The sequence below is a fragment of the Blautia sp. LMAG:36 genome (assembly GCF_008680535.1).
GTDB lineage: Bacteria > Bacillota > Clostridia > Lachnospirales > Lachnospiraceae > Blautia_A > Blautia_A fusiformis.
This window is the reverse complement of the sequence record NZ_NALB01000010.1, coordinates 256,033-281,271: the sequence shown is the minus strand read 5'-3', so window position 1 is coordinate 281,271 and position 25,239 is coordinate 256,033. Positions and strand designations below refer to the sequence as shown.

The following is a 25,239-nucleotide window of genomic DNA, read 5'->3' as shown; positions in this document are numbered from 1 at the left end:
CTTTAATTTAGAAGTTTGATGGATGGGAAATAACGGATCTCCGCCTTTCCGACGATCTGATCAAACTGTACATATGTATTCTGCCAGTATCGGGAATCCTTGGAATTGTTACGGTTGTCTCCCATCATAAAGTAACAGTTTTCCGGTACTTCGTATGGTCCGAAGCTTCCAAGAGGAGTTTCCGACACAAAGGAATCATCCAGAGGTGTCTCTGAATCATTGATATAAACTTTACCATCTTTGATCTCTACTTTATCTCCTGGAAGACCGATGATACGTTTGATGAACAGCTGGGACTCATCATCCGGATATTTGAAGATCACAATGTCAAAGCGTTCCGGATCTTTCCATTTTTTTGAGATCTCGTGACCAAATACATCCATATTCAGACCATAGGCCAGACGATAGCCAAAGATACGATCCCCGGTCATAATGGTATTTTCCATAGATTCTGACGGGATCTTTGCATTGATCAGTACTACATTGTTGATAACCAGGACTACAACTACCACGATGATGATCATCTTGACGTAATCCCATATTTCATTCCAGATTTTCATAATAACTCTCCTCCAACTTTTCCTCTTTTAGTGTTCTGAGAAAGATTTCCGGAAGCGGTGCCGTAAAGACCTTCCCGGATAAATATGACAGGCTTCCTTTCATAGATGGAAACTCCATTCGAAAAGAATGAAGCAGCTGTCCTTTCAGTTTTTTATCGGCTTTTCCATATTTGGGATCACCAACAATCGAATGTCCCTCCGAAGCAAGGTGAGCTCGAATCTGATGTGCACGTCCTGTGATCAGTTCAACCTTAAGAAGGGTACGGGTTCCATTGGTACCCAACGGATAATACTTTGTTTCCACTGGAAGGGCATTTTCTTTCTCTTGTTTATAGATGGTTACTTTATTGCTTTTTTTATCTTTTGCCAGATAACCTTTGATATATCTTTCTTCTTTTAAAACTCCCTCCACAAGACAGAGGTAATATTTATGAAGTTCCCTGGACTTGAACATCCCTGAAAGTTCCTGCAGACCGGAAAGGCTTTTGCCTGCCGCTATCAGCCCGCTGGTATTGCGGTCAAGGCGGTTGCATACGGAAGGACGAAAGGTTCTCAGATCATTCTCTGTAAGAGAGCCATTTTTCAGAAGATAGCCAGTCAGATATTCTACCAGTGAAGGGGTTCCGTCATCAGCAGGCTGAGAAAGCATTCCTGCCGGTTTGTTGATCAACAGGATATTTTCATCCTCGTAAATGATATCCAGAGCATAATGTGCCCGTGGAGCAGAATCATTTCCGCTGAATTTTTCAAATGTTTCATCACTTAAAAACAGTTTTACATGATCTCCTGAAAACAGCTTTTCATTCCCGGTGGCTTTTTTTCCATTGAGCGTGATATTTTTTTTCCTCATCATTTTATAGAAAAAGCTCTTTGGAGCTTCACGGAGAAGCTTGGCCAAATATTTGTCAAAACGCTGTCCGGCCTCGTTTTCGTTAATGATAAATTCTTTCATTATATAATGCTCCTACAGACAGATTGCCAGGATCGTATGTTTGATCAGTTCTTCTCTGGAAAGATCCGGGTATCGTTCATCCGGTGTGAATTTAATTCCGTTTCTCAAAGATTCTTTGTGCTCATTCATGGAATCCAGACGTTCCAGATAGGGCTTCAGGTCCTTCAGGATCTTTACATCTACTTTATATCCGTTTTTACGGATGATTTTCTGTGACTGCTCTGCAAGGTAGGCGATATCTGCTTTTGGATCACTGGTATAACCCACTACTGTATTTCCGCACACGGCAACAGCGTCCAGATAACCGCTTTTCTCATAAAAAGTCATGTACATTTCATAGGACATGACCAGGTCACCGGCATGCTTGCGGATCTCTTTATAGAGCTTTTCATCCATAGGATGACGTAACAGGATCATGATCAGGCTTACCATGGATTTACATCCTGGCAGACAGCCTACTACGGTCAGAACCGTCCAGACTGTCATTCTTGTTCCGTTGACGGCCCACGCCACAAAGAAAATGAGCAGTGGAAGCGAAAATAATCCTGCGGTGATCAGGAGTCTTCGTTTTTTTTCGCTGTTAAAATAACCGAAATCACCTTTTTTTGTTTTTCTTTTTCTGGTATCTTTCATGTGCCGAACTCCTTGTCTGTGTTTTTTTGGCTTTTTTATGAAGCTCTCTGGGACGGATCAGACATTTCGGTCCAAAGCCGACCAGATCCATACGTCCGGTCATCTTAAGTCCTTCCAGGACCAGTTCGCGATTTTCCGGATTTTTATACTGCATCAGTGCTCGCTGTATTGCTTTTTCGTGTGGATTTTTCGGCACATATACCTTTTCGCCTGTCAGCGGATGGATTCCTGTGTAATACATACAGGTAGAAAGTGTTGATGGCGTTGGATAAAAATCCTGAACCTGCTCCGGCGTAAATCCAAGATCACGGACGTATTCTGCAAGCTTCACGGCTTCCTTCATTGTACACCCGGGATGGGACGACATGAAATACGGAACGGCATATTGCTGCTTACCAGTCCGCGCATTTGCTTTTTCATATTCCTTCAGAAAGCCCTCATAAACCTCGTGCCTGGGTTTGCCCATAAACTTCAGGACTTCATCAGAAACATGCTCCGGTGCTACCCGCAGCTGACCGCTGACGTGATATTTCACAAGCTCATTAAGAAAAGTTTTATCCGGGTCTGCCATCAGATAATCAAACCGAATGCCGGAACGGACAAAAACTTTTTTAACTTTGGGGATATTCCTGACCTTTCTGAGAAGCTGAAGATAATCCTTGTGGTCTACCGTCAGATTCTTACACGGAGAAGGAAACAGGCACTGCCGCTCCTTGCAGACTCCTTTTGTCAGCTGCTTTTTGCAGGAAGGATAACGAAAATCAGCCGTAGGGCCTCCTACATCATGGATATAGCCTTTAAAATCCGGATCCTCCGTCATCTTTTCAGCTTCTTTCAGAATGGAATCGTGACTTCTTGTCTGAAGGATACGGCCCTGATGAAAGGTCAGCGCACAGAAATTACAGCTTCCAAAGCATCCTCTGTTGCTGGTCAGACTGAATTTGATCTCTTTCAGTGCCGGAATCCCGCCTTCTTTCTGGTACATGGGATGATATCGTCCTGTATAAGGCAGATCGTAAACATCGTCCATTTCCATCTGTGTCAGGGGCTGAGATGGTGGATTCTGTATCACATATCCACGGTTCCCATAAGATTCTGCCAGAGGCTTTGCTGTAAATGGATCCGTGTTTCGGTACTGAATGGCAAAGCTGTCCGCGTAAGCTTTTTTATCGGTCTGTACCTGTTCAAATGACGGAAGGACCACCGGATCGTAAACCCTGCTGATATCGTGGCTTTTAAAAACCGTCCCTGCCACATATGTGATCTCCTGGACCGGAATCCCGCTTTGCAGGGCTTCTGCGATCTCCAGGATGGAATGTTCCCCCATTCCATAAGAGATCAGATCCGCACCGGAATCGATCAGAATACTGTGCTTGACCTTATTTTCCCAATAATCGTAATGTGCCATTCTTCGAAGGCTGGCTTCGATCCCACCAAGAATGATAGGCGTATGTTTATAGGTCTGCCGGATCAGATTGCTGTATACAACAGAAGCCCTGTCCGGTCTTAATCCCATTTTTCCTCCCGGAGAATAGGCATCTGTGCTTCGGTGCTTTTTGGAAACCGTATAATGATTCACCATGGAATCCATGTTTCCTGCTGTAACGAGAAAACCCAGGCGCGGTTCCCCGAACACCTGGATGCTCTCCTTCTTTCGCCAGTCAGGCTGAGGGATCATGCCTACACGATATCCTCTGCTTTCCAGAAGACGTCCAATGATCGCAGATCCAAAAGACGGATGATCCACATAGGCATCTCCTGTCACGTAGACAAAATCCAACTCATCCCAGCCTCTTGACTTCATATCTTCTCTTGTAACTGGTAAAAAATCCTGCATTTATAATTCCTCGTATGTATGTGTATTAGTACTGTCTGCCCTGTGTTCATATGCTGTGATGGACTGCCTGGGCACGATAACCCTCTGCAATGATATCCAGCTGCCTGTGGAAGCGTTCCAGCTGACGCAAATCCTTGGTTTTGAATACTCGCAGGAACTCATCCTGTATTTTGCTGACTTCCCGTTCACTGGAAACACGGTAGAGATTTTCAATATTATTCAAAATATCCTTTACAAGATTGGACTGCATCTGAGATGAATTCTGGGCATCCATGATCTCATTGCGCACAGAAGACATTTCATGATCCAGCGAAATGATCGCATCGGATGCTTTACTAAGACGTTCTGCTACATGAGGAGGCATATCACCTTTGTATTTATACTGAAGGGAATGTTCGATCGTTGCCCAGAAATTCATTGCCATGGTACGGATCTGTATTTCTACCTGAAGCCGTTTCGGCCCATGAATAGTCTCCACTGTATAATAAAGGATCATGTGATAACTCCGGTAACCGCTCTGCTTGATATGCGTCAGATAGTTCTTTTCACTTTTGACTTCCATATCTGTTCTTTTTCGGATGATCGCAGCAACGGTATCGATATCTTCTTCAAACTGACATATGATCCGTACTCCTGCCAGATCTTCCATTTCTGTTTCCAGCTGTTCAATCGGGATATCTTTACGCTGCATTTTCTCCAGGATACTGGAAACGCTTTTTACTCTTCCACTGACTTGTTCAATGGGAGAATAACGATCATTTTCGTGATACTCTTCTATCATATGTTTAAACTTGACTGTCAGTTCTTTGACAGCCAGCTCGTAAGGGCACAAAATACTTCGCCATAACTGTATTTCCATGTTGCTCGCTCCTTATCATCTGCCGCCAGTCTCTTTTTGGTTTTGGTGACAGCGGCATACATTTTTTATTATAACATATGTTTTGAAAAAAAAGGGATTGTTTATCAATTTTTTATTAAAAAAATATAGAATTATTTTCCTTTTTGTGTGATGCATCCACAAATCTATATATATGTATAATTCTGTATTTTATGAATATTTTTTTATCAGGGCATAAAAATACCCTGGAGAAACCTTACGTCTCTCCAGGGTAAAAGTTCGAACATACTTCGAACGGAATCAGTCTTTCAGATTTTTGAGAACCTGTACAAGATAGTTCCATACTCTTTCTGTGGAAGCAATGCTGAGAACCTCCTCGGATGTATGGATATCCTTCATATCCGGTCCAAGAGATACACAGTCCAGTCCTTCCATTTTTTTATAGAAAAGCCCGCATTCAAGGCCTGCGTGGATCGCTACGACTTCAGGCTTATGTCCGTACATTTCCTCAAAAACTGCAACCATTTTATCTCGTAATGGAGATTCCTTTCTGTACTCCCATGCCGGGTATGCCCCCTGTACTTCATAGTCACCACCAAGAAATTCTGTGAGATATTCAATTTTATCAGATAATGCACTGCATGCAGCGTCTACAGAGCTTCTTACACTGGAACTTACAAAAAGCTCGTCCCTATCCAGACGGAGGATACCGATATTGCTGGAGGTTTCCACCAGGCCTTTGATGGTTCCGCTCATTTTCTGGATTCCGAATGGTACATTCTGCAGATAAAATACGATCTTTTCCTGACTTGTAGGATGAAGAACCTCTGCTGTTGCAGTACCCTTTTCTGTTATTTCAAAAGTAATGTTTTCGTCAGAACCAGTATATTCTTCACGGAGCTGCTCCTGGAGCTCTTTTGCGTAAGCTTTTACCTCAGCAACGGAATCCGTAAGAAATTCTGCGGTGCACTCTCTTGTAATGGCATTGTCTTTCTGTCCGCCTGTAAGAGAAATAAGGGCATATTCCGCTTTTTTCTTAAGTCCGTAAAGAAACCGTCCCATAAGTTTATTGGCATTCGCTCTGTTCTTGTCAATCTCGGCACCGGAATGTCCGCCCATAAGTCCACAGACTTTGACCTGTACCTTTTCTCCTTCTCCTTCTACACGCTGGACAGGGATATGGCTGATACCGGAAAGACCGCCGGCACAGCTGATCCAGAGACTTCCCTCCGCTTCAGAATCCAAATTGATAAATCTTCTTCCCTTCAGCACGCTGCAGTCCAGACCGACTGCACCAAGAAGACCAATTTCCTCATCAACAGTGAGCAGTACTTCAAGCGGAGGGTGTGGAATATCTGTACTGTCAAGAAGGGCAAGGCCATAAGCAACTGCAATACCATCATCACCGCCAAGAGTTGTTCCGTTGGCTGTGATATAACCATCTTTTACAGAGATGTTCAAACCATCTTTTGTAAAATCATGATCTACATCTGGTCGTTTTTCACATACCATGTCCATGTGGCCCTGGATGATCACTGTGGGAGAATTCTCATATCCTGGTGTGCCTGGCTTGTAGATCACTACATTATTCAGCTCATCCTGTACATATCTGAATCCATGATCCTTCGCGAATTCCACAAGGAAATCACTGATCTGTTTTGTATTTCTGGAACCATGAGGAATCTTGCAGATTTCTTCAAAATAATGAAAAACTCTCTTTGGTTCACAATTTTCTAATACTGGCATAAATTCTGCCTCCTTCTGCTTCATAAATTCATTTGTCTTTTATAATAATCATATACTGTAAAAAAAGCAAGGACCTGTTTTTATGAAACGAAAAATAATCATATTTTTCTATATCTGCCTGTTGTTTTTTCTGCTTTTTCACCCAAAAGAAGCTCTTACCGGAGTAAAAAATGGACTTGGATTGTGGTTGAATATCATGATTCCCACTCTGCTGCCATTTCTGATCCTGACAGGAGCATTATTAAAAACTGGAAATATCCGGAAGCTTCTGAAACCATCTGCTTTCTTCTGGAAAACGTTTTTCGGGCTTTCACCTGCTGGAGCCTATGTTCTGATCCTGGGTCTGTTATGCGGATATCCTATGGGAGCCAAACTGGCACATGATCTGTACATAGACCAGCAGATTTCCCGCAGAGAAGGGGAATATCTTCTTACGTTTAGCTGTAATGCAAGTCCCGCATTTATCATTTCCTATCTTTCCGGGATACTCTTGAAAAATAAGATATCAGCAGTACAGATGATCCTCACTTTTCTGGCGGCAGATCTTTTTTGTATGCTGTTTTTTCGTTTCGTTGTATATCGCGGGCATACCGTGGACTCTGTCTGCGTAAACAAGATAAAAAAAGAGACATACCAACAGGACTCCATAGGAGTCATCCTGGATGTCTCGATCATGGACGGATTTGAAACCATCACACGTCTCGGGGGCTATATTCTCCTCTTCTCACTGATACTCGCCAGTATCAGCTTTTACTGGCCATTTCATGCACAAAGCTGTATGCTGTTCACAGCACCACTGGAACTAACTACCGGGCTGAAACAGATTGCCGGCGCACCACTGCCATGGAAAAGCAGATACCTTGCTTCTATGCTCCTGACTTCTTTTGGTGGCTTTTGCGTCATGGCTCAGACAAAAAGCGTATTGGAAAACAGTTTGTCACTGATCCCCTACGCTATTTCAAAATGTCTGAACGCCAGTGCGATATTCCTGATCCTAGTTTTCTCCGATATCGTCTAACAGATCTTCGTCTTCTTTTGTTATAGAAGAACTGTCATCATCCTGGAAGGTATTGGAAATTGCCGCTGCCTGAGCAGTCTGTGGTGCAAGCTCCTGACGATTATGATTAACAACCTCAAGGCAGCTCTGCAGAGCATCAATAAATGCTTTGTATTTACCACCGGCATCTTCAAGTGTCTGATTCAGGACAGAACCGATATTAGCCATCATATCATCTGTGTATGTGATCGCACTGAGACGAATGCTGTTTGCATCCTGTGTTGCAGAATCAAGAATCTCCTGAGCCTGCTTGTTTGCAGCATTTATGGTCTCATTTGCCTGTGCATATGCTTTCTGCATGATCTCATGCTGTGTAACAAGTTCCTGAGCTTTGGCCTGAGCATCTGCGATCAGACTGTCAGCTTTAGCCTGAGCATCCTCAAGGATCGCATCCTTATTGCTGATGATCTTCTGATAACGTTTGATCTCATCCGGAGTTTTCAGACGAAGTTCACGTAAATACTCCTCAATCTCTTCTTTGTTCACTACGATCTTGGTAGTGGAAAGAGGCTGGAATTTACAGCTGTCCACATACTCTTCAATCTCCTGAATAATCTGTTCAATTCTGCTGCTCATAATACACTCTCCTTATTTCTCTGTTTCTCTTTTTTTCAATTTCTCTTCGACTGCATCCGTAATCTCACGTGGAGCGAATTTGCTCAGATCTCCTCCGAAATTAGCAACTTCTTTCATGATCGTGGAGCTTAAGTATGCATATTCCAGACTGGTTGTAAGAAAAACGGTGTCCACATCCGGTGCCAGAACACGATTAGTCTGGGCCATCTGCAGTTCATATTCAAAATCCGTGACAGCACGAAGCCCTCGAACGATCACCTGGGCATAGTTTTCCCTGGCAAAGTTCACTGACAGGCCCTCGAATGCTTTCACCTCCACATTCGGGATATCTTTTGTCGCCTTTGTTAGTATCTTAACACGTTCTTCTACAGAAAACAACGGACTTTTTGCAGAATTATGCAAAACTCCCACTATAACCCGGTCAAATGAAATGCTTGCCCGCTTAATGATGTCAAGATGGCCATAGGTTGCCGGGTCAAAGCTTCCCGGGTATACTGCTGTTATCATATGTCTGTCTCTCTTTCATTTTTTTAGGAAAACATGCTTGTTGGTTTTATATTCCTTGGAACGTACCAGATGATATCCAAGGTCCTCTACATAAGAAAAATCCGTATGTAGATCTTCCTCCACAACGATCAGCGTGTTTTCATCTGCAAGAGTGCTGTCAGCCAGATACTCAAGGACTGGTTGTTCCAGATGCTGTTCGTATGGTGCATCCATAAAAATACAGTCAAATGGTTCTCCGCCTTCCAGTGAACGCAGTGCCTGAAGCACATCCATGTTCAGCAGTTTACCACCATCCGTGAGTTTTGTAAATGAAAGATTTTCGCGGATGCAAGTACATGCTTTGGGATTTTTTTCCACAAACACAGCATACTCGGCTCCACGGCTCAGAGCTTCAATACCGATCGCTCCGCTTCCGGAAAACAGATCCAGAAACCGACAACCCGGTATTTCAGGCTGGAGAATGTTAAAAAGAGTTTCCTTAATACGGTCTGTTGTTGGTCGTGTCTCATTTCCGGGAATGGTTTTTAAGTTTAATCTACGTGCTTTTCCTGCTATGACTCTCATTTCAGATTTAATCTCCAATCCAGATCACCGCGGGCCAGTCCAAGGATCAGAAGTTCCGCAGTGGCAATATTTGTAGCAACCGGAATGTTGTACTGGTCGCAGCGTTTAACAATGCTCATGATATCCGGCTCTACCGGGTCCATCATGACAGGGTTATAAAACAGGATCACCATATCCAGATCCTGACGCTCTACCATCTCCATAAACTGCTTGTCTCCGCCTATACTTCCGGCAAGAAACTTGTGAACGTGAAGACTGGTTGCTTCCTCAATTCTTCTTCCTGTTGTTCCGGTTGCATATACTTCATGTTTGGCAAGGATATTCTTGTATGCAATACAGAAGTCTTCAATCAGAACTTTCTTACTGTTATGCGCAATAATTCCTAAATTCATAATTCACCTCTCCATTCTCTGCCCTTGGGTTACATCCCTTTTCTCCCCTTTATATAGGTAAAATCATATAACTCTGTAACTGATTTTAGCATAACGCCCAAAAAAGTGCAATTTAATTCATGTAAATTCATGAAAAATTAATATTTTCCCCGGCGTTACTCCATATACTCTATTCTTCCCAGCTGTTTCCTGTAGTATAATCAATTTCAATTCCCGGCTGTATGTTATAAACAAAAACATGGAAAGATATCTTCTGGTCTTTAACGGATTCGGCTTCCATTTCCACACCCCGGGCTACCAGTTCATCTCCCTTAAAAAACGGAGTTACACGATACATGCAGGGATTTCCTGTACTGTGCACGTAATCTGCAACCTCATTTTCAAAAGGAAGCATTCCCGTCACATTGAGATATCTGGTTCCTGTGATAAGATTTTTCCTGTTTGCATTCTCTCCAGTCAGCTGATATCCGATAAGATGGCAGCGATTATACAGATACCTGCCATCTACATTTTCATATTTTACAGTATGCCATCCTGTAGGCTTCACCATTCCGATCGCTCCTCGCTCTTCATCAGGCATCAGCTCAGGTGTGATCTTGGATTCTGCATAACCACAGCGCCCCAGGGAATCTAGTTCACTATAAAATTCGTATGCAGGTCCTGCGCTTTTTTCATCAGAAAAAGAGGGTATATTTCCATTGATCTCCACATATGGACTGCCGCTGTATTCCGGAATCTGATCCAGAGAAACAGATTCTGTCTGCCCTCCTGTCTTCGTCTGAGATTGTTTCAGTAATCCTGTCACTGCATCGGAAGCGGATTCCGAAATATCTTCCCAGAGGATCTGTGCATTTTCTTCTATATATGTAAGAAATACCTGTCCGAAGATCCGGCTTTGATCTTTTACCTCTTTCAGGCTCCGCGGCGGCATCCAGCCATTACATACTGCAAGGATGACACACAGGATAATGGCTGTAAGTATTTTTCGCCTGGGCTGTTTTTTTCGTTTATATTTTCTCTTGTATGTAGGATAACGCTTCTTTTTCACGGGACCCCCTTACTTTTTTGTCTGACAGATATTATATGTGATGCGGAGATTATTATAACCGCAACTCCCGTCAAAAAGCAACCATACATTCGTTTTTTTTACCGCGGTATAATTTATGAACGGAAATATTTTATATGTTAAATTTCCTTTAACTGCCAGTGTATTATTTTATGGTTTTCACATACTAGCAATGTAACATCAAACCAAATAACAACCAAGGAGGAAATGAATTATGCCAAGTAACACTTCTTCTAACAAAGCAGTTGTACCGGAAGCAAAGGGCGCACTTGACCGTTTCAAATATGAGGTAGCAAACGAGCTGGGTGTTCCGCTTACAGACGGATACAACGGAAACCTGACTTCCAAACAGAATGGATCCGTAGGCGGATATATGGTCAAAAAGATGATTGAGGCACAGGAACGCCAGATGTCCGGCAGCTCCCAGGGCGGCCAGCAGTACTAAATCTGTACGCGCAGGTAGTTTCATTGCTATGCTGAGTTGATCTAAGCTCATGCAAAAAAGATGCTGTCTGACAGAACTGAAAAACTGCCAGACAACATCTTTTTATTTTATATAAGATCCAAAAGTCTTAAAATCCTATATTCATTTACAGCAATTCCTGTACTTTTCGATATACAACCTCTGCAAATTTCTTATGTCCTGCTGCATTCAGATGTTCCTGATCTGCGTCACAGCAATGTACATAGGATGCTGCCGGAAGGAAACTGATATGACGTTCAGCTGCGATTTTTTCATAAACAGGCTGCAGATTTCTGGAAACGATCACAGACTCTCTGGAAAACTCCTGGTCATATCCTTCCTGCCATACTTTTTCTCCCAGATAGATGGGAGACATGAGAAGGACTTTCGCTCTTGGTGCGTATTCCTGGATCTGATCCAGCAGTCTTGTGATTCCCTTTCCAATTACATCTGCGGATGCTCCAAAAACAGTTTTGCAGTCATTGGTTCCCAGCATTAGAGTGATCACATCCGCCTGGGCATGTGTTTCCAGAAGTGTGGGAAGAAGTGCAGTTCCTTTTCTTCCGTCGCGGAGCGGATCTTCGAAAACCGTTGTTCTTCCGCACAGTCCTTCCTCGATCACGCGATATTCTTCTTTATTCAGTTTTTCCTGGAGAAGGCTTGTCCAGCGTACTCCCCACGGTAGTCTCTCTCTGCTCTCTCCGTCATATCCCCATGTATTGGAATCTCCAAAGCATAATACCTGTTTCATTTCACCATATCCCTATCTAATTAGTATGTTTATTTGTTAGGTGAATCATATCATGCTATTCTCATTTGGTCAAATACACAAAAAAAATAGCCTGCTATAGTTTGACTCTATAGCAGGCCATCTTACATACTCTTTTATATACTTTTTATCAGAGATTCTTTTTACAGTCCGATAAATCCTGTAACATCTCCGTTGATCACATAATGTGCACCATTATCTTCCGGTTTAATGTAGATTTTGAGGTCTTTCAGTTCAGAGGCTTTTTTGCCCATATCCTCTGTCCAGATCTTTTTGATCCTGTCAGCAACCTCTGAAGTATGTATCTCTTTGCCCCAGTACTGAACATATACTTCTGTCACTGGCTCAGCTTTCTTAGCTGCTGTTGTCTTAGCAGCCGTCTTGGTTGTTGTTTTCTTAGCTGCAGTTGTTTTTCGTGTTGTTGTCTTCTTGGCAGCGGTTTTCTTAGCTGGCTCTTCTGATTTTACAGCTGTTGTTTTCTCTTCAGCAGATTTTACTTCTGCTGTTTTTTCTTCTACTGGTTTCTCAGCGGCAGGTTTTACCTCAGCTGTCTTCTCAGCTGCTTTTGTTTCTACAGAAGCTTTTGCATCGTCTGTCTTCGTTGTCTCAGCCTTAACGGCTTTCTCTTCGGATGCGGTTACTACAGATTTTGCAGGAGTCTCGCTTATTGAAGCCGTTTTTACAGTTGTCTTGGTTGCAGCTTTCTTTGTTCTAGCCATGTTTATAGCCTCCTTACAAGGGATTTGTTAATCTTTTCTCATGCAATACAATACTACGATTTGAAAGTTTTGTAAAGAAAAGTTTCAAAAGTCTATTAGTTAAGGCTGTAATTTACAGCATGTACACGATAAGTTACACTGCTTTTACTATATGTCCAGTTATGACGCAGCAGACAATTATGATGACGTCCGTCCCCATCCAGATTACACTCTATCACTTTAAATGAATCACTGTAAACTTCTGTAACGATAGCCGAATGTCCATTATTATTGATGCGCACATAGTCTCCTACCTGAACATTATTATCATATATTCTCTGAAGGCCTGATACTCTCTGCCCTTCCCAGATATCATAAAATACTTTTCTTGCAAACCCATCACACTGGATAGCCCCGTCAAACTTATTGCAATCATACTCGCCATTACCTGGTATCGGATCAATTCCGCTCTGAGTTCCGTGATGTTTGCATGGAACATCACTGATCGTATCCTGAAATCTTTCAGGAGCTCCGCTGCTGTCCAGATTATCTGTCAGATCTGAATAACTGTTTACAACATGGTTCCAAAATTTCCCATCAGGAAATTTGATTTTTTCATCTTCAATTCTCTGCTGCAGATTTTTCTTTTTAATAACAGTAAGATTAACAATTACCGGCTTCGCTGCATTATAAAACGTTGTACTTTTTGTAGTAACTGTGATCTGCACTTCTCTCTGAATATCGTTTTCTTGCCATTCCTTCAAAGTAACCGTTCCATCAGAAGCTACCGATGCAATAGCACTGTTGCTGCTGGAATAAACCAATGTTGCATTCTGATCTGCTTTTGCCCCGAGATTGAATGCTCCATCATAGATCTTACGTTCCTGCTGCTGTACACAGCTGACAGATGGAGTTCCTTTTACCGTAGTGATCGTCAGTTTCCTGGTTGCCGGAGCATAGGAAGAAGATTTCGCTGCAGTGATCTGGATTGTAACTTTTCCAAGCTTCTTTGCCTTTTTAAAGTTCAAATTACCTTTGGAATCCACAGAAACAATACTGGTATCTAAGGACTTATAAGTAAGTTTCCCACCTTCTGAAGGAACTTTGGCACCAAGAGATTTCATTGTAGTGGAATACGCTATTTTTGCCCCATTCTTTACAGCAGTGGTAATATTCTGTCTTTTCAGCACATTAATCTTAATTGCAATATTCTGTGCCTGATAATGTTTGGTCGCCGCAACTTTTACAGTAACTGTTGCCACTCCCTCTCCATTAAGCATAATCTTGCTATTTTTTACAGATGCAATTTTTGCATTAGTGGTTGAATATGTCACTTTTGCAAATTCTTTTTTTCCTGAAACACTGATTTTGTAGGATTTGCCTTTGTCTGTATAAAGTTTTGTAATACTTCCTGGTGTAACTTTTACCGGCTGTTTTGCTTTGCTGATCTTATAAGCTATTTTTTTTGTACCTGTAAAATTGCCCTTTCCTGTGATTTGTAAGGTTGCTGTTCCAGGTTCTTTATTATTAAGATATTTATATGTATAATCTTTTTCATTCTGTAATGAGATCATTCCGGCCGCATTGGCTTTCGGCATATAAATAGAAAATGCGGGAGTTTTTGCCTGTCCATCCCAGGTGTAAATCGTTGTCTTCAAATTAACTTGAACTTTACCGTCAAGACTGCATGCTTTGATGGTAAAATATTTAGAAACAGAATCTTTGTAACTTCCCTTTCCTGTGATTTTTGCAACAGCTTTTGTTCCCGTTTTTGTATTATTAGAATAAGTTACTGTATAATCTGTGCCGCTTTTTAATGTTGTATTTCCAAGTTTAACAGTTACACCTGGCTTCTGCGGACTTCCATTGTAAGTTGCGGTTTTTACAGTTACCTTTGCCGTTTTGATGCTCTTTCTAACTACTGGTTTTGAAGCAACTACCTTTAAAGTGATACATTTACTGTTCGTTGGCATGGTCGTATATTTTTTGCCTGAGCTGTCTGACATGGTAAATGGAAGTTCTATAGAGCACTTCAGGTTCGGGATCGTTTTCAGTGTTTTAAGATTATCCATATAGTACAGCATATATCTTGCATCATTGACGCTAGATGTATTAAACTTACTGAGGTTTAGAGATTCCAGGCTGCTACAGGAGTTAAACATATATCCCATCTTTACCACTTCAGAAGTATTGAAATGGCTCACGTCCACAGCTTTTAACGCATAGCAGCGTGAAAACATTCCTTCCATAGATTTTACTTTTGATGTGTTAAATTCAGAAACATCCAGAGAAGTCATTTTTTTAAGCTCGCCAAACATAGAATTCATATCTACTACCTTGGATGTATCAAAATTTTTAATATTGAGGCTTGTTAAAGACTCATTTCCATAAAACATGAAATACATATTCTGTACATTAGAAGTATTAAAACTGTTCAGATCCAGAGACTTGAGCTTGCTCATAGTACAGAACATTTTGCCCATATCTTCTACATTTGATGTATTAAAGTTTCGTACATTTAACTGTGTAAGACTTTCGCACCGTTCGAACATACCGTTCATATATACAACATTTGCTGTATTGAAATTACTGACATTCAACTGTGTAAGGCTTTCACAGCAATAAAACATCTCCTCCATAGTCGTAACATTCGCTGTATTAAATCTACTGACGTCCAACTGTTTAAGATTCCGACATTCACGGAACATTCCGCTCATCCTTGTCACTCTGGAAGTATTAAAATTCCGGACATTCAGCTGTGTAAGGCTTTCACAGCCTAAAAACATGCTATTCATATCATTAACTTTTGAAGTATCAAATTTACTGACATCCAGAGTTTTTAATTTACTGCAATTTCGGAACATTCCCTGCATATGAGATACATTTCCGGTTTTCAATGAACCAGTATCCAGCCGTGTAAGGCTTTCACAATCTGAGAACATAAAGGCCATGTCTGTCACCTTACTGAAATCACAGTTTTTAAAAGTGATCCTGGTAAGATTCCTGCATCCCTTAAACATAGCTCTTGTCTTTGTGATTCCGGAAATTTCAACTATGGCTGTTTTAATATCATCCTGCCATTTACTCCAGCCCCTTTCTGCATCCCAATAATAATCTGAGGTATCATAGTCACCGTTTCCTTTTAATGTAAGACATCCGGATGTATCAATTGACCAAGCAATATCTCCGGTGATTCCTCCATCCATCATGCTTGCGGAAGCACTTACAGCATCTTCTTCTCCATCAGAAAAGTCATCACTTTCTGCCATTTCTTCTGTTTCCGGTTCTTCCGAAAGATTTTCAGTGTCCTCCGACATTTCTATATTATCCGCTTCTTCCGGCTCTTCTTCTAATTCCTGTTCTGTGCTATCAGGTAATTCTGCTGCTTCATCGTCTGCTGAGATTCCATCTTCAAAAATATCTTCCTCAGAAAAACTTTCCTCTGGACTGTCAGTCTCCTCATTTACATTTTCCTGGACTGTTTCCGGTTCTGTCTCTGAAGCCATGGTTATCCCTGCATTGCCAAAGATCATAGACCCTGATAAAACGACACACAGAAGTTTTTTGATCATTTTTCTCCTCATCCTGTTTTCTCCCTTTTTCTTTTTATACTAAAACGAAGTTCTGATTCTTCGCTTTGCTCCATCCAATTAGATCCCCAGATTTTCCAGTTCTTCACTCATATACCCCTTGAGATGCTCCTTTAAAGCCTTATGCTGAGGCAGGATAAGATCAAAATCCAGTGCCAGGATCTCACCAGCTGCTTCACTTGCATTCTTCAGGATTCCCGCATCATTGTAGATATCACCGATCTTAAATTCCATCAGTCCGCTCTGGCGGATACCGAAAAGATCTCCTGGGCCCCGAAGCTTCAGATCTTCTCCGGCTATATAAAATCCATCATTGGATTCATTGAGGATCTTCAGACGTTTAGAAGTATTTTCTTCATTATTTCCCTGGATAAAAATGCAGTAAGACTGATGCTCTCCACGCCCTACACGGCCCCGAAGCTGATGAAGCTGGGCAAGCCCGAAACGTTCTGCATTTTCCACCATCATAACGGTAGCATTTGGCACATTCACTCCAACCTCCACAACTGTAGTAGATACCAGCACCTGGATCTCGCCGGAAGCAAACGCCTCCATGATCCTGTTTTTCTCTTTTGGCTTCATCTTTCCGTGAAGGATTTCTACTTTGATCTCCCCTGGAAGGATCTCCTGAAGCTTTCTGGCATAATCTGTAACATTCTCTGCCTCCAGGCCTTCGCTCTCTTCCACCATAGGACAGATCACATAAGCCTGCCTTCCCATCTGCACCTGCTTTTCAATAAAAGAATACGCCTTGGGACGGTAGGAAGTTCCTACTACGCAATTCTTGATCGGAAGTCTTTTTGCAGGAAGCTCGTCAATGATCGAAATATCCAGATCTCCGTATAAAATGATCGCCAGTGTCCGGGGAATGGGGGTTGCGCTCATAACAAGTACATGAGGCGGATTTCCTCTGGTCGTCAGCGCTTCCCTCTGGCGAACGCCGAATCTGTGCTGCTCATCTGTGATCACAAGCCCCAGATTCTTATATTCCACCCTTTCCTGGATCAGGGCATGAGTTCCGATGATCACATTCACTTCACCGTCTGCAATCTTCTGATAGATCTCACGCTTCTGTCTGGCTGTGGTAGATCCTGTCAGAAGCACCGGATGGCAGGAAGCGATATTCTGTTCTTCCATCAGCCTCAGAAAGCCTTCGTAATGCTGATTTGCCAGAACCTCTGTCGGTACCATCAATGCACTCTGAAATCCATTCTCTGCTGAAAGTACCATAGCTAAAAATGCGATCACGGTCTTGCCGCTACCAACATCCCCCTGTACAAGCCTGGACATCAGCTTATGACCGCTCAGATCCCGTTCGATCTCATGCCAGACATTCTTCTGGGCTCCGGTCAGGTCATAGGGAAGCCCTTCTATGATCTCCTCGGTTGTCCATACTGGTTTCATTGAAAAAGTGTTTGGAGCCTCTTCTGTTTTCTCCTTCAAGAGCTGTATTGCCAGCACAAAAAGCAGAAATTCATCGAATACCAGACGTTTCCTGGCTGTGAGAAGCTCCTGCATATTTTTCGGAAAATGGATAGTCCGGATCGCATAATTGGCATCTGCGAGCTGATAGCGTTCCCGTATCTCCTCCGGCAGATATTCCCCATGGAGAGGCCTTGTATCCAAAATCTGATGGACCAACTTCGTGATCATCTTGTTGGAAAGTCCTTTCGTCAGACCATATACAGGCTGCATACTGTGAATGATCTCCTCATAAGCTGCCGGGGTAAAAATCTCCGGATGTTCCATCTGCGGACGGCCTTTTTTTCTGATGATCTTTCCTCTGAGGATAAACACACTGCCCTTTTTGAGTGTTCCCCTCAAATAAGGCGCATTGAACCAGGCAACCGGCAATCGGCCGCTTGCATCTGCCACAGTTGTTGTCAGAACCTGGAGATTGCGTATCTGGTTAATATAAATACCTGTTGCTATAGTGGCACGGATAGAGACTGTTTTGTCCTCCTCTGCTGATGCAATCTCCACAGGCTCCTCATATATATCGTAAGTCCGCGGATAATAACGGAGAAGCTCTTCCGCAGTCGTGATCCCGATCTTCTGGAAAAGCTTCTCTGTTTTCTCACCCACGCCTTTTAATTCACGTAAAGGTGTCTTATCATTCATTTTTTGTGCTCTTTATTCTACAGAAATCAGATAGTAGTAAATTGGCTGTCCACCCTGGTTCAGCTCAACCTCGCACTCCGGATATTTCTCGGTAAGAGAATCAGAAAGTGCCTCTGCATCTTCCTCAGATACATCTTCACCATAGTAAACACTGATGATCTCAGATTCCTCGTCAACCATCTCTGCTACCATCTCCTCCGCTACCTGAAGTCGATCTCTGCCTACTGCAAGGATACCTGCATCACCGATTCCCATGATATCTCCCTCATGGATTTCCTTGTCATCAATGCGTGTATCACGGACTGCATAAGTAATCTGTCCGGTCTTCACTCTGGAAATCGCATCGGTCATGGAAGCAAGGTTCTCTTCGCCGCCCTTCTCCGGAACAAAGCTGATCATTGCGGAAATTCCCTGTGGGATTGTCTTGGTTGGTACTACAATGATCTCCTTGTCCTCAGTCAGATCTCTTGCCTGGTTAGCTGCAAGGATAATATTCTTGTTATTCGGGAAAATATAAATTGTTTTTGCATTTACTTTCTCAATAGCATTGAGCATGTCTTCGGTACTCGGATTCATAGTCTGGCCGCCTTCGATCAGATAATCTACGCCAAGCTCACGGAAGATCTGAGAAAGTCCCTCACCTACGGATACGGAAATAAATCCATGATCCTTTGGAGGTTCTTTGTTTTCTGCCTGTTCTTTTGCAAGTTTTTCCGCATCTTTGATCAGTTTTTCCTGATGTTCTTCTCTCATATTGTCAATCTTCATACGGGAAAGCTGACCATACGTGAGTGCGCGTTCAAAAGCCTGTCCCGGATGATTGGTGTGCACGTGTACCTTGACAATCTCATCATCAGCTACCAAAACAATGGAATCACCGATGGAATCCAGAAATTCACGGAAACGGTCGATCTCATCCTGTGGAAGCGGTTTTTCAAGAAGGATAATAAACTCTGTACAATATCCAAATTTGATATCTGCCTCTGCCTGAGGAGAAATCTTTGTGATCTTAGGAGCTGCTGCTTCAAACTGGGAATAATCCACTTCTTTTCCATGATATCCGTCGATGGCACCACGGAAAACTTCCAGAAGTCCCTGTCCGCCAGAATCCACAACACCTGCTTCTTTCAGGACTGGAAGTATCTCTGGTGTTCTGGCAAGAGTTTCCTCTGCATGCTGAAAGATCCCGTCGAAAAAAGCATCCAGATCTTCTGCAGCATCAGCAAGCTCTGCTGCTCTGTCTGCTGCAGCTCTGGCTACAGTAAGAATGGTTCCCTCTTTTGGTTTCATAACTGCTTTGTATGCAGTTTCAACGCCTCGCTCCATAGCTGCGGCAATGGCAGGTGCATCCAGATCTGTAAGTTTACGCACACCTCTGGTAAATCCACGCAGAAGCTGTGACAGGATAACACCAGAATTACCTCTGGCTCCACGGAGGGAACCGGAAGAAATTGCCTTTGCCAGGGATTCCATATCCGGATCTGTAAGAGCACCTACTTCAGAAGCAGCAGACATGATGGTAAGCGTCATATTGGTTCCCGTATCTCCATCAGGTACAGGAAACACATTCAGTTCATTGATCCACTCTTTCTTCGCTTCCAGATTCTTTGCTCCGGACAGAAACATTCTGGAAAGTATTTTAGCATCTATGGTTTTGTTATTCACCACAAGTTCCTCCTCTAAAACTAATCTATTGCACGCACGCCCTCAACCATAATGTTGATCTTTTCAATCTCCATTCCTGTAAAGGCTTCGACTTTATATTTTACATTGTTGACAAGATTGTCCGCAATAGTACTGATATTCACGCCATATGCTACGATGACATGAAAATTCAGCCGGATCTTATTATCATCCGTGATCTTAACACTGATACCATGTTTCAGGCTGTCAATACGCAAAAGCTTGACCAGGCCATCCTTCATACTGATAGCTGCCATTCCGATGATACCAAAACACTCTACCGCCACACTGCCGGCATAAGTCGCAATGACATCTGTATCAATTACGATCTGACCCAATCCGGAATCTATACGTCCATTCATATGGTTACCTCCATTGTTTCATTCAGATTAAATTATATAAAACTATTATAACCTTTTTTTTATAATTACGCAATGATAGAGTTCAACTTGTTTTATCTTATAGAAAAAAGTCCTTTATTTTCAATGGTTTCCAGTGCTTTTGTATACGGCAACTCTTCGTCTGATTGCGTCTGTTTTCTTTTATTTGTCACAAAAATTGTCAAAATAAAAAGCCACAATACCGGGTAATTTTCTATATTTCAAATCGTTCTAACCTATGCTATACTAAAAGAGCTGTCGAACCTCCAGCAGAAAGGAGGTGGCCACGATGGAAGAAATTCTCACCTCATTCCTTGTCTCCGTTGTAGCAGGCGTAGTTAGCTACTACATATGCAAACGGCTGGACGGTAGACGATAGGCAGCAACAGCCTAAACGGAATAACTCACCGTAACGAGCAAGAAAGCCCCCAGAGCTGCAACTCTGAGGGCTTTCACTTTGCCACTTGGAATCTCACCACATTCCTTAGCTGTTATTATCATATGCTATTACCGGTAAAAAGTCAACTCAAAACGTCACAAAACCATATCTCTGAATCAATCACATATCCAGAAATGGCTTAAAATCAACACTTTGCAGACTTCACGGTATGAATATATTGCTTTTTTTATGATTACGCAATGATAGAATTCAATTTGTTTTATCTTATAAAAAATTAAGCTCATCCACTCTATTGAAGGGAAACCCCGAATTGCGATGGAGCATACTGGCCGATACTATGAAGCCGGTTTTTCCTTTTCGTTTATCTACTTATAATCCTTTTACAAACGCAACTGCATTTTTTATATCTTCTTCATCTGGATGCCCTTTTGCAATTCCACCAACCAGTTTAAATGGACCAAATGTGTCATAACCCTTGCACCCGAATTTTCCTATCACTTTGGAACGCTTCTTGTCCAAAATCTGCTCAATGGATTTATAATTCGCACTTCCACCATAAGTACAGATCAGAAATACCTTTTTGTCGTCCGGTAGATTCTTCTCTGCAAATCCCAATATCGACTGATGAAATTTTGAAAAATAGATTCCTGATGCAAACCCAATCATATCATAACTGCTCACATCTGCATCGGGTTGTTTTACAGCATCGATCAAATCGATCTGGCACGCTTCTGCTACACTTTTTACTAATTTTTCTGTATTTCCATGATGTACAGATGCATATACGATTGCTTTTCTCATTTGTTTTCCTTTCTGCCTGCGCCATCAATCAGGTCATAACTCATGTCCAAAAAGTCCAGTATCTTTGCTTTACTAACCGAACCATCCAGTAAAATCGTGATCCAGTGCTGCTTGTTCATATGGTATCCAGGTAAAAATCCATGAGTCTGAATAATCAAATTCGTCATGTCCAGATCACACTTTACATCCATGATATCAACCGGATCCTTTCCTTCTAATCCCAGTTTCGATTTTTCAATAGTCATGATCACTGCATACCATTTTCCGTTTTTATGTCGAAGTACTGCACTGTCTGGCGATGTACTCCATAAATATTCCGGGACTGTTCCGTACTGTTTCTGCACATATTTAAAAATTTCTTCCGTCTTCACAATCTATTCAACTCCTGACGCTTCTGATATCCCACCTATAATCATACCACATTTTCGGATTCCGAACTACCTGCCAAATTCTTTTGCATTTTCCCGTTTTTCCTATCCTCATATGCCAGTTCAACAAGAATATGTTCTATTCAGATTCAGGAAAGAGACCAGGCCAAAGAAAAAACGATAAATTAATTCGCACTGGGTAATTTTCTATGTTTCAAATTGATCTAAACCATACACACAACGCTTAATTCCACCATGATCCGCCCTGTTCCCGGAGGTATGGAATACTTTCCTTAAAACTCTTTGCAGAATTTTTGATAAATTTCCTTTTTTTGCTTGCAAAAGAGCAATTCATCTGTTAAAATGGTGACTGTTGATAAAAGGAGGTGCTATTCATGGCTAAATGTGCAATCTGCGATAAAGGAGCTCATTTCGGAAACAATGTGAGTCATTCCCATAGAAGATCCAACAAAATGTGGAAATCTAACGTTAAATCCGTCAGAGTAAAAACAACTGCCGGCGGAGCAAAGAAAATGTATGTATGTACTTCTTGTTTAAGATCCGGAAAAGTTGAAAGAGCGTAAGTAATATCGTATGCCCCCGTAGAATGCGGGGGCTGTTTTTTTTATCTTTAAGACATATAAATCACAAGCGGGAAGTATGCCAGGTGCACACTTCCCGCTTATCTGCAAAACATATGATATCCGCACAGCAGACATACGACTGCCATTGCGATCACAATAAAATTCTCTGTAATAAGGATACCAAGAACCATGCCCACACCAATAAAAAACAGCATAAAACCAGTTAGCTTTCCCACTCCTGTCTGCTCATTTCCTGTTTTTTATTACAGTATATGCATGAAATCTGAATGGAATACTACTCTTCTTTCCCGTCTGTATCCTCAGCATTGCCTGCACCTGGTGCAAAACGGTTCACAAAATCCGGCACCATATCCAGGACTTTGGTAAGACCATCCTGATTTTTTACGTTTACAAGTTTGGTGCTTCCATTCTGGATCACAAGCACTGCACAGGGAGACATCTTTCCGGCAAGACCTCCGCCGCCGTTATTCTTCTTGTCCCCTTCAAAAGCTCCGGCTCCCACGCCGAAGGATACATCGACCAGAGGAAGGATAATGGTATCACCTACATGAATGGCATCGCCAACCACTGTTTTGGCCGATACAAAGCCATCCATTCCTTTAAATAATGAATTCACGGTATCTTTGAAATTATTCTCTTTCTCCATGATTTACCTCCTTATGTCTCCATCGGTGGATGACGTATTTTATATTTTTATTGAAATAAAGCTCTGCTGCTGTTTTGAGAACTACAATTCCATAAATCCTTCCCTTTAACAGGATCTCTCCTTCAAGAACATTTTCATCATCAAAAAGAGGCGCTACTTCGATCTTGTTTTTATGAAAAGGAATCGTCATTCCTAATACAGCCAATACCATACCTGTAACTGCCGGATCTTCATTGCCAAATGTGATTTTTCCGGTGATCCTTGTCGGAAGCACATGATAAATCAGTTTTTTTGCATTTTTCCACAGAAAGGAAAGAGCCTCTCTGGTTCGGGGATGGTCTAAAAACTCCTTCCACCAGTTTATCTTATCACAGAAATTCCGGATTGTTAATGCAAGACTTTGAATTTTTTTCAGAATTCTTTTGGGGATTCCAAGAAAATTCTGTACGATTCGGATCAGATTTCCAACTGCAGTTTTTATTCTTCCCACTATATTCAAAATTAAATCTGCAATCTTTGTCCGAAGCTTCTTTTCATCTTCCGATTCTTCCGATATTTCTTCGGAAATCGATATCGGCTCCATTATTACATTTTCCAAAATTTCATTTATATCTTCAACAGTATCTTCCTGAGGCTCAGACATTTGCAGCTCTGCGGTATCGTTCTGATTTTCGTTTTTTGATGTCTTTTCATGGCTTCTGGAAGCCTCTGCCTGTTTTTTGGCATTTTGATTTCCGGAGTTGGAAAGAGCTCTTGGTTCCCTTTTTTTACGAAACAGATTTTTAAATTTTTCCAAAGGAATCCCTAAAAAACATAATTTTGTTTTCAGAACGCCCTGCTCCCAGAATACCTGTGCAGAAATTATATGAAGCAGCCAGCTCACTTCACCGGTAGCATGTATTTCACGAAGACTATCCGTACGGTCTTTTTTTAATTTCCCTCTGTATCTGATCGGACAGAATAAAAGAAGCAGCAGGATCAGAAAGATCAGCCCGATCAGAATCCCCAGAAGGATCAATATCCATTTTATTATCAGCCATAATATATGCAGCATTGGTTCACCTGTTTTTCAGATATTCTTTTATTTTAAAATTTCCAGTTTCGGTATAAACCTGTTCGATCATATCCTGTACCATCTGTATAGCACCGGATTTCCCTCTAGCCATTCCAACGATCAAAGGACAGGTGGCTCTGGCGCTTCGCTGTACAAGCATGCCTGCGGGAAGAATTTCCAAAATATTTCCGGGATTATCAGACAAAGTAACAACGTAGATATCCGGCACGAATTTACCAGCAGTGATCCTGGTTCTTATTCTAGTAGGATTTTTTACATCATTTCCTATGTAATAGTTTTTCATCCATTTCAGCAATCTGCCCTCACCTCCGTTATAATGCCAAACAGGGCTGCGTATGTACACAGCCCTGTCCTGTTGTTAAAAATACTTCTGCTGTTTCGCCCAGACGCCCTCACTTCGCATTTCCAGATACTCCTGATAGGCCTGTTCCACGATATGCTTCTCGTTGGAAAAACGGAGAAGATGATAGATCTCATGAAACTTATAGTATCCGGAATCTACAAAATATTCCTCTCGCTGGGGTTTGCTATGATAATTATCAGCTATCATGAGATACCAGTGTACCTCTTTCATTACCACATCCTCCGGAACGGTGAAATTATACTGGCTCTTGCCGATATATTTCACGATAGAGGCCCGAACACCTGCTTCTTCCATTACTTCACGTAAAGCAGTCTGTTCAAAAGTCTCTCCTTTTTCTACAGTTCCTTTGGGAAGCACCCATCCTTCATAACGGTTCCTGTAGGATTTATACAATGCCAGGATCTTACCCCGATGAATTACCACACCGCCACAGCTTGTTGCTTCTATCATATTGCAATCCTCCTGTAATGCGTGTGTCTTTTGCACTGGCTATAGTATACCTCTTTTTCACCTTATAGGCAAGGGGCAAGAAGCAGATACTGTTCTCA

The 25,239-nt window shown here is 42.0% G+C and carries 26 protein-coding genes and 1 pseudogene; 3 read left to right on the top strand and 24 right to left on the bottom strand.

What is annotated here, in order from left to right; genetic code table 11:
- Nucleotides 1–2: 2 nt before the first annotated feature.
- The 6 genes from lepB to CCC17_RS13755 all read right to left on the bottom strand — a co-directional run bounded on the left by lepB (nt 3) and on the right by CCC17_RS13755 (nt 6,566).
- Entirely contained in the window at nt 3–560 is a 558-nt protein-coding gene (gene lepB, locus CCC17_RS13780) for a signal peptidase I (RefSeq protein WP_022426337.1), read from the bottom strand.
- Nucleotides 544–1,512, bottom strand: coding sequence for an RluA family pseudouridine synthase (locus CCC17_RS13775; RefSeq protein WP_021651486.1), 969 nt, complete (start codon nt 1,510–1,512; stop codon nt 544–546). The genes lepB and CCC17_RS13775 overlap by 17 nt, the downstream gene beginning before the upstream one ends.
- A 12-nt stretch (nt 1,513–1,524) precedes the next feature.
- A complete protein-coding gene (locus CCC17_RS13770) occupies nt 1,525–2,145 on the bottom strand; it encodes a hypothetical protein (protein WP_144093082.1) in 621 nt (206 codons plus the stop codon).
- Nucleotides 2,108–3,982 (bottom strand): YgiQ family radical SAM protein, encoded by a 1,875-nt coding sequence (locus CCC17_RS13765; protein WP_059085707.1) that lies wholly within the window; start codon nt 3,980–3,982, stop codon nt 2,108–2,110. The genes CCC17_RS13770 and CCC17_RS13765 overlap by 38 nt, the downstream gene beginning before the upstream one ends.
- A 46-nt stretch (nt 3,983–4,028) precedes the next feature.
- Nucleotides 4,029–4,841, bottom strand: coding sequence for a GTP pyrophosphokinase (locus CCC17_RS13760; protein WP_015524915.1), 813 nt, complete (start codon nt 4,839–4,841; stop codon nt 4,029–4,031).
- Nucleotides 4,842–5,120: 279 nt separating this feature from the next.
- On the bottom strand, nt 5,121–6,566 hold the full coding sequence (locus CCC17_RS13755) for an aminoacyl-histidine dipeptidase (protein WP_287083275.1): 1,446 nt from the start codon (nt 6,564–6,566) through the stop codon (nt 5,121–5,123).
- Between the two features lie 82 nt (nt 6,567–6,648).
- On the opposite strand from CCC17_RS13755, the gene CCC17_RS13750 reads away from it, so the two are divergent.
- On the top strand, nt 6,649–7,584 hold the full coding sequence (locus CCC17_RS13750; RefSeq protein WP_021651491.1) for a sporulation integral membrane protein YlbJ: 936 nt from the start codon (nt 6,649–6,651) through the stop codon (nt 7,582–7,584).
- Here CCC17_RS13750 and CCC17_RS13745 read toward each other — a convergent pair.
- The 5 genes and pseudogenes from CCC17_RS13745 to CCC17_RS13725 all read right to left on the bottom strand — a co-directional run.
- Nucleotides 7,561–8,199, bottom strand: a complete 639-nt coding sequence (locus CCC17_RS13745) for a hypothetical protein (RefSeq protein ID WP_015524911.1) — start codon at nt 8,197–8,199, stop codon at nt 7,561–7,563. The two genes, CCC17_RS13750 and CCC17_RS13745, sit on opposite strands and share 24 nt — an antisense overlap.
- A 12-nt stretch (nt 8,200–8,211) precedes the next feature.
- Nucleotides 8,212–8,706, bottom strand: coding sequence for a pantetheine-phosphate adenylyltransferase (coaD, locus tag CCC17_RS13740; protein ID WP_287083274.1), 495 nt, complete (start codon nt 8,704–8,706; stop codon nt 8,212–8,214).
- A gap of 15 nt (nt 8,707–8,721) precedes the next feature.
- Nucleotides 8,722–9,270, bottom strand: coding sequence for a 16S rRNA (guanine(966)-N(2))-methyltransferase RsmD (rsmD, locus tag CCC17_RS13735; RefSeq protein WP_015524909.1), 549 nt, complete (start codon nt 9,268–9,270; stop codon nt 8,722–8,724).
- Nucleotides 9,267–9,662 carry a methylglyoxal synthase gene (locus tag CCC17_RS13730; protein WP_015524908.1) on the bottom strand — a complete coding sequence of 132 codons (396 nt, stop codon included), beginning with the start codon at nt 9,660–9,662 and terminating at the stop codon, nt 9,267–9,269. The genes rsmD and CCC17_RS13730 overlap by 4 nt, the downstream gene beginning before the upstream one ends.
- Before the next feature lie 175 nt (nt 9,663–9,837).
- Nucleotides 9,838–10,467, bottom strand: a pseudogene (locus CCC17_RS13725) (DNA/RNA non-specific endonuclease); the annotation flags it as partial.
- Between the two features lie 475 nt (nt 10,468–10,942).
- On the opposite strand from CCC17_RS13725, the gene CCC17_RS13720 reads away from it, so the two are divergent.
- Entirely contained in the window at nt 10,943–11,173 is a 231-nt protein-coding gene (locus tag CCC17_RS13720) for an alpha/beta-type small acid-soluble spore protein (RefSeq protein WP_022426343.1), read from the top strand.
- Between the two features lie 145 nt (nt 11,174–11,318).
- On the opposite strand, the gene CCC17_RS13715 is transcribed toward CCC17_RS13720, so the two are convergent.
- From CCC17_RS13715 to CCC17_RS13680, 8 genes are all read right to left on the bottom strand, one after another.
- On the bottom strand, nt 11,319–11,942 hold the full coding sequence (locus CCC17_RS13715; protein ID WP_059085705.1) for a GDSL-type esterase/lipase family protein: 624 nt from the start codon (nt 11,940–11,942) through the stop codon (nt 11,319–11,321).
- A 161-nt stretch (nt 11,943–12,103) separates the two neighbouring features.
- Nucleotides 12,104–12,679 (bottom strand): DUF6465 family protein, encoded by a 576-nt coding sequence (locus CCC17_RS13710; protein WP_173733329.1) that lies wholly within the window; start codon nt 12,677–12,679, stop codon nt 12,104–12,106.
- 95 nt (nt 12,680–12,774) lie between these two features.
- Nucleotides 12,775–16,230, bottom strand: a complete 3,456-nt coding sequence (locus tag CCC17_RS13705; RefSeq protein ID WP_161215681.1) for a BspA family leucine-rich repeat surface protein — start codon at nt 16,228–16,230, stop codon at nt 12,775–12,777.
- A gap of 78 nt (nt 16,231–16,308) precedes the next feature.
- Nucleotides 16,309–18,369: an ATP-dependent DNA helicase RecG gene (gene recG, locus CCC17_RS13700; protein WP_173722255.1), complete on the bottom strand. Its 2,061-nt coding sequence runs from the start codon at nt 18,367–18,369 to the stop codon at nt 16,309–16,311.
- Between the two features lie 12 nt (nt 18,370–18,381).
- Nucleotides 18,382–20,034, bottom strand: a complete 1,653-nt coding sequence (locus CCC17_RS13695) for a DAK2 domain-containing protein (protein WP_110925762.1) — start codon at nt 20,032–20,034, stop codon at nt 18,382–18,384.
- A 20-nt stretch (nt 20,035–20,054) separates the two neighbouring features.
- Nucleotides 20,055–20,414: an Asp23/Gls24 family envelope stress response protein gene (locus CCC17_RS13690; RefSeq protein ID WP_015524900.1), complete on the bottom strand. Its 360-nt coding sequence runs from the start codon at nt 20,412–20,414 to the stop codon at nt 20,055–20,057.
- 787 nt (nt 20,415–21,201) lie between these two features.
- Nucleotides 21,202–21,633 (bottom strand): flavodoxin family protein, encoded by a 432-nt coding sequence (locus tag CCC17_RS13685; RefSeq protein ID WP_287083273.1) that lies wholly within the window; start codon nt 21,631–21,633, stop codon nt 21,202–21,204.
- Complete coding sequence (locus tag CCC17_RS13680) at nt 21,630–22,004, bottom strand: MmcQ/YjbR family DNA-binding protein (RefSeq protein WP_287083272.1); 375 nt, start codon at nt 22,002–22,004, stop codon at nt 21,630–21,632. Before CCC17_RS13680 ends, CCC17_RS13685 begins: the two co-directional genes overlap by 4 nt.
- A 392-nt stretch (nt 22,005–22,396) precedes the next feature.
- Here CCC17_RS13680 and rpmB point away from each other — a divergent pair, with 392 nt between their 5' ends.
- Complete coding sequence (gene rpmB / locus CCC17_RS13675) at nt 22,397–22,585, top strand: 50S ribosomal protein L28 (RefSeq protein ID WP_015524898.1); 189 nt, start codon at nt 22,397–22,399, stop codon at nt 22,583–22,585.
- Nucleotides 22,586–22,683: 98 nt separating this feature from the next.
- Here rpmB and CCC17_RS13670 read toward each other — a convergent pair whose 3' ends face one another.
- From CCC17_RS13670 to CCC17_RS13650, 5 genes are all read right to left on the bottom strand, one after another.
- A complete protein-coding gene (locus tag CCC17_RS13670; RefSeq protein ID WP_158293338.1) occupies nt 22,684–22,821 on the bottom strand; it encodes a hypothetical protein in 138 nt (45 codons plus the stop codon).
- Nucleotides 22,822–22,880: 59 nt separating this feature from the next.
- Nucleotides 22,881–23,252: a GerW family sporulation protein gene (locus CCC17_RS13665; RefSeq protein WP_015524896.1), complete on the bottom strand. Its 372-nt coding sequence runs from the start codon at nt 23,250–23,252 to the stop codon at nt 22,881–22,883.
- Nucleotides 23,236–24,306 (bottom strand): DUF2953 domain-containing protein, encoded by a 1,071-nt coding sequence (locus CCC17_RS13660; protein WP_287083271.1) that lies wholly within the window; start codon nt 24,304–24,306, stop codon nt 23,236–23,238. Before CCC17_RS13660 ends, CCC17_RS13665 begins: the two co-directional genes overlap by 17 nt.
- A gap of 4 nt (nt 24,307–24,310) precedes the next feature.
- Entirely contained in the window at nt 24,311–24,622 is a 312-nt protein-coding gene (locus tag CCC17_RS13655; RefSeq protein WP_110103921.1) for a hypothetical protein, read from the bottom strand.
- A 63-nt stretch (nt 24,623–24,685) separates the two neighbouring features.
- Nucleotides 24,686–25,141 carry an NUDIX hydrolase gene (locus CCC17_RS13650; RefSeq protein ID WP_015524893.1) on the bottom strand — a complete coding sequence of 152 codons (456 nt, stop codon included), beginning with the start codon at nt 25,139–25,141 and terminating at the stop codon, nt 24,686–24,688.
- Between the last annotated feature and the right edge of the window lie 98 nt (nt 25,142–25,239).

What these genes read in the sequence shown, in the direction of transcription:
- CCC17_RS13770 (WP_144093082.1), bottom strand. Translation starts at nt 2,145, where the DNA reads ATGAAAGATACCAGAAAAAGAAAAACAAAAAAAGGTGATTTCGGTTAT.
- CCC17_RS13750 (WP_021651491.1), top strand. Translation starts at nt 6,649, where the DNA reads ATGAAACGAAAAATAATCATATTTTTCTATATCTGCCTGTTGTTTTTT.
- CCC17_RS13710 (WP_173733329.1), bottom strand. Translation starts at nt 12,679, where the DNA reads ATGGCTAGAACAAAGAAAGCTGCAACCAAGACAACTGTAAAAACGGCT.
- CCC17_RS13760 (WP_015524915.1), bottom strand. Translation starts at nt 4,841, where the DNA reads ATGGAAATACAGTTATGGCGAAGTATTTTGTGCCCTTACGAGCTGGCT.
- CCC17_RS13705 (WP_161215681.1), bottom strand. Translation starts at nt 16,230, where the DNA reads ATGATCAAAAAACTTCTGTGTGTCGTTTTATCAGGGTCTATGATCTTT.
- CCC17_RS13765 (WP_059085707.1), bottom strand. Translation starts at nt 3,982, where the DNA reads ATGCAGGATTTTTTACCAGTTACAAGAGAAGATATGAAGTCAAGAGGC.
- CCC17_RS13720 (WP_022426343.1), top strand. Translation starts at nt 10,943, where the DNA reads ATGCCAAGTAACACTTCTTCTAACAAAGCAGTTGTACCGGAAGCAAAG.
- rpmB (WP_015524898.1), top strand. Translation starts at nt 22,397, where the DNA reads ATGGCTAAATGTGCAATCTGCGATAAAGGAGCTCATTTCGGAAACAAT.
- lepB (WP_022426337.1), bottom strand. Translation starts at nt 560, where the DNA reads ATGAAAATCTGGAATGAAATATGGGATTACGTCAAGATGATCATCATC.
- rsmD (WP_015524909.1), bottom strand. Translation starts at nt 9,270, where the DNA reads ATGAGAGTCATAGCAGGAAAAGCACGTAGATTAAACTTAAAAACCATT.
- CCC17_RS13690 (WP_015524900.1), bottom strand. Translation starts at nt 20,414, where the DNA reads ATGAATGGACGTATAGATTCCGGATTGGGTCAGATCGTAATTGATACA.
- CCC17_RS13775 (WP_021651486.1), bottom strand. Translation starts at nt 1,512, where the DNA reads ATGAAAGAATTTATCATTAACGAAAACGAGGCCGGACAGCGTTTTGAC.
- CCC17_RS13665 (WP_015524896.1), bottom strand. Translation starts at nt 23,252, where the DNA reads ATGGAGAAAGAGAATAATTTCAAAGATACCGTGAATTCATTATTTAAA.
- CCC17_RS13660 (WP_287083271.1), bottom strand. Translation starts at nt 24,306, where the DNA reads ATGCTGCATATATTATGGCTGATAATAAAATGGATATTGATCCTTCTG.
- CCC17_RS13715 (WP_059085705.1), bottom strand. Translation starts at nt 11,942, where the DNA reads ATGAAACAGGTATTATGCTTTGGAGATTCCAATACATGGGGATATGAC.
- CCC17_RS13745 (WP_015524911.1), bottom strand. Translation starts at nt 8,199, where the DNA reads ATGAGCAGCAGAATTGAACAGATTATTCAGGAGATTGAAGAGTATGTG.
- CCC17_RS13730 (WP_015524908.1), bottom strand. Translation starts at nt 9,662, where the DNA reads ATGAATTTAGGAATTATTGCGCATAACAGTAAGAAAGTTCTGATTGAA.
- recG (WP_173722255.1), bottom strand. Translation starts at nt 18,369, where the DNA reads ATGAATGATAAGACACCTTTACGTGAATTAAAAGGCGTGGGTGAGAAA.
- CCC17_RS13650 (WP_015524893.1), bottom strand. Translation starts at nt 25,141, where the DNA reads ATGATAGAAGCAACAAGCTGTGGCGGTGTGGTAATTCATCGGGGTAAG.
- CCC17_RS13685 (WP_287083273.1), bottom strand. Translation starts at nt 21,633, where the DNA reads ATGAGAAAAGCAATCGTATATGCATCTGTACATCATGGAAATACAGAA.
- coaD (WP_287083274.1), bottom strand. Translation starts at nt 8,706, where the DNA reads ATGATAACAGCAGTATACCCGGGAAGCTTTGACCCGGCAACCTATGGC.
- CCC17_RS13755 (WP_287083275.1), bottom strand. Translation starts at nt 6,566, where the DNA reads ATGCCAGTATTAGAAAATTGTGAACCAAAGAGAGTTTTTCATTATTTT.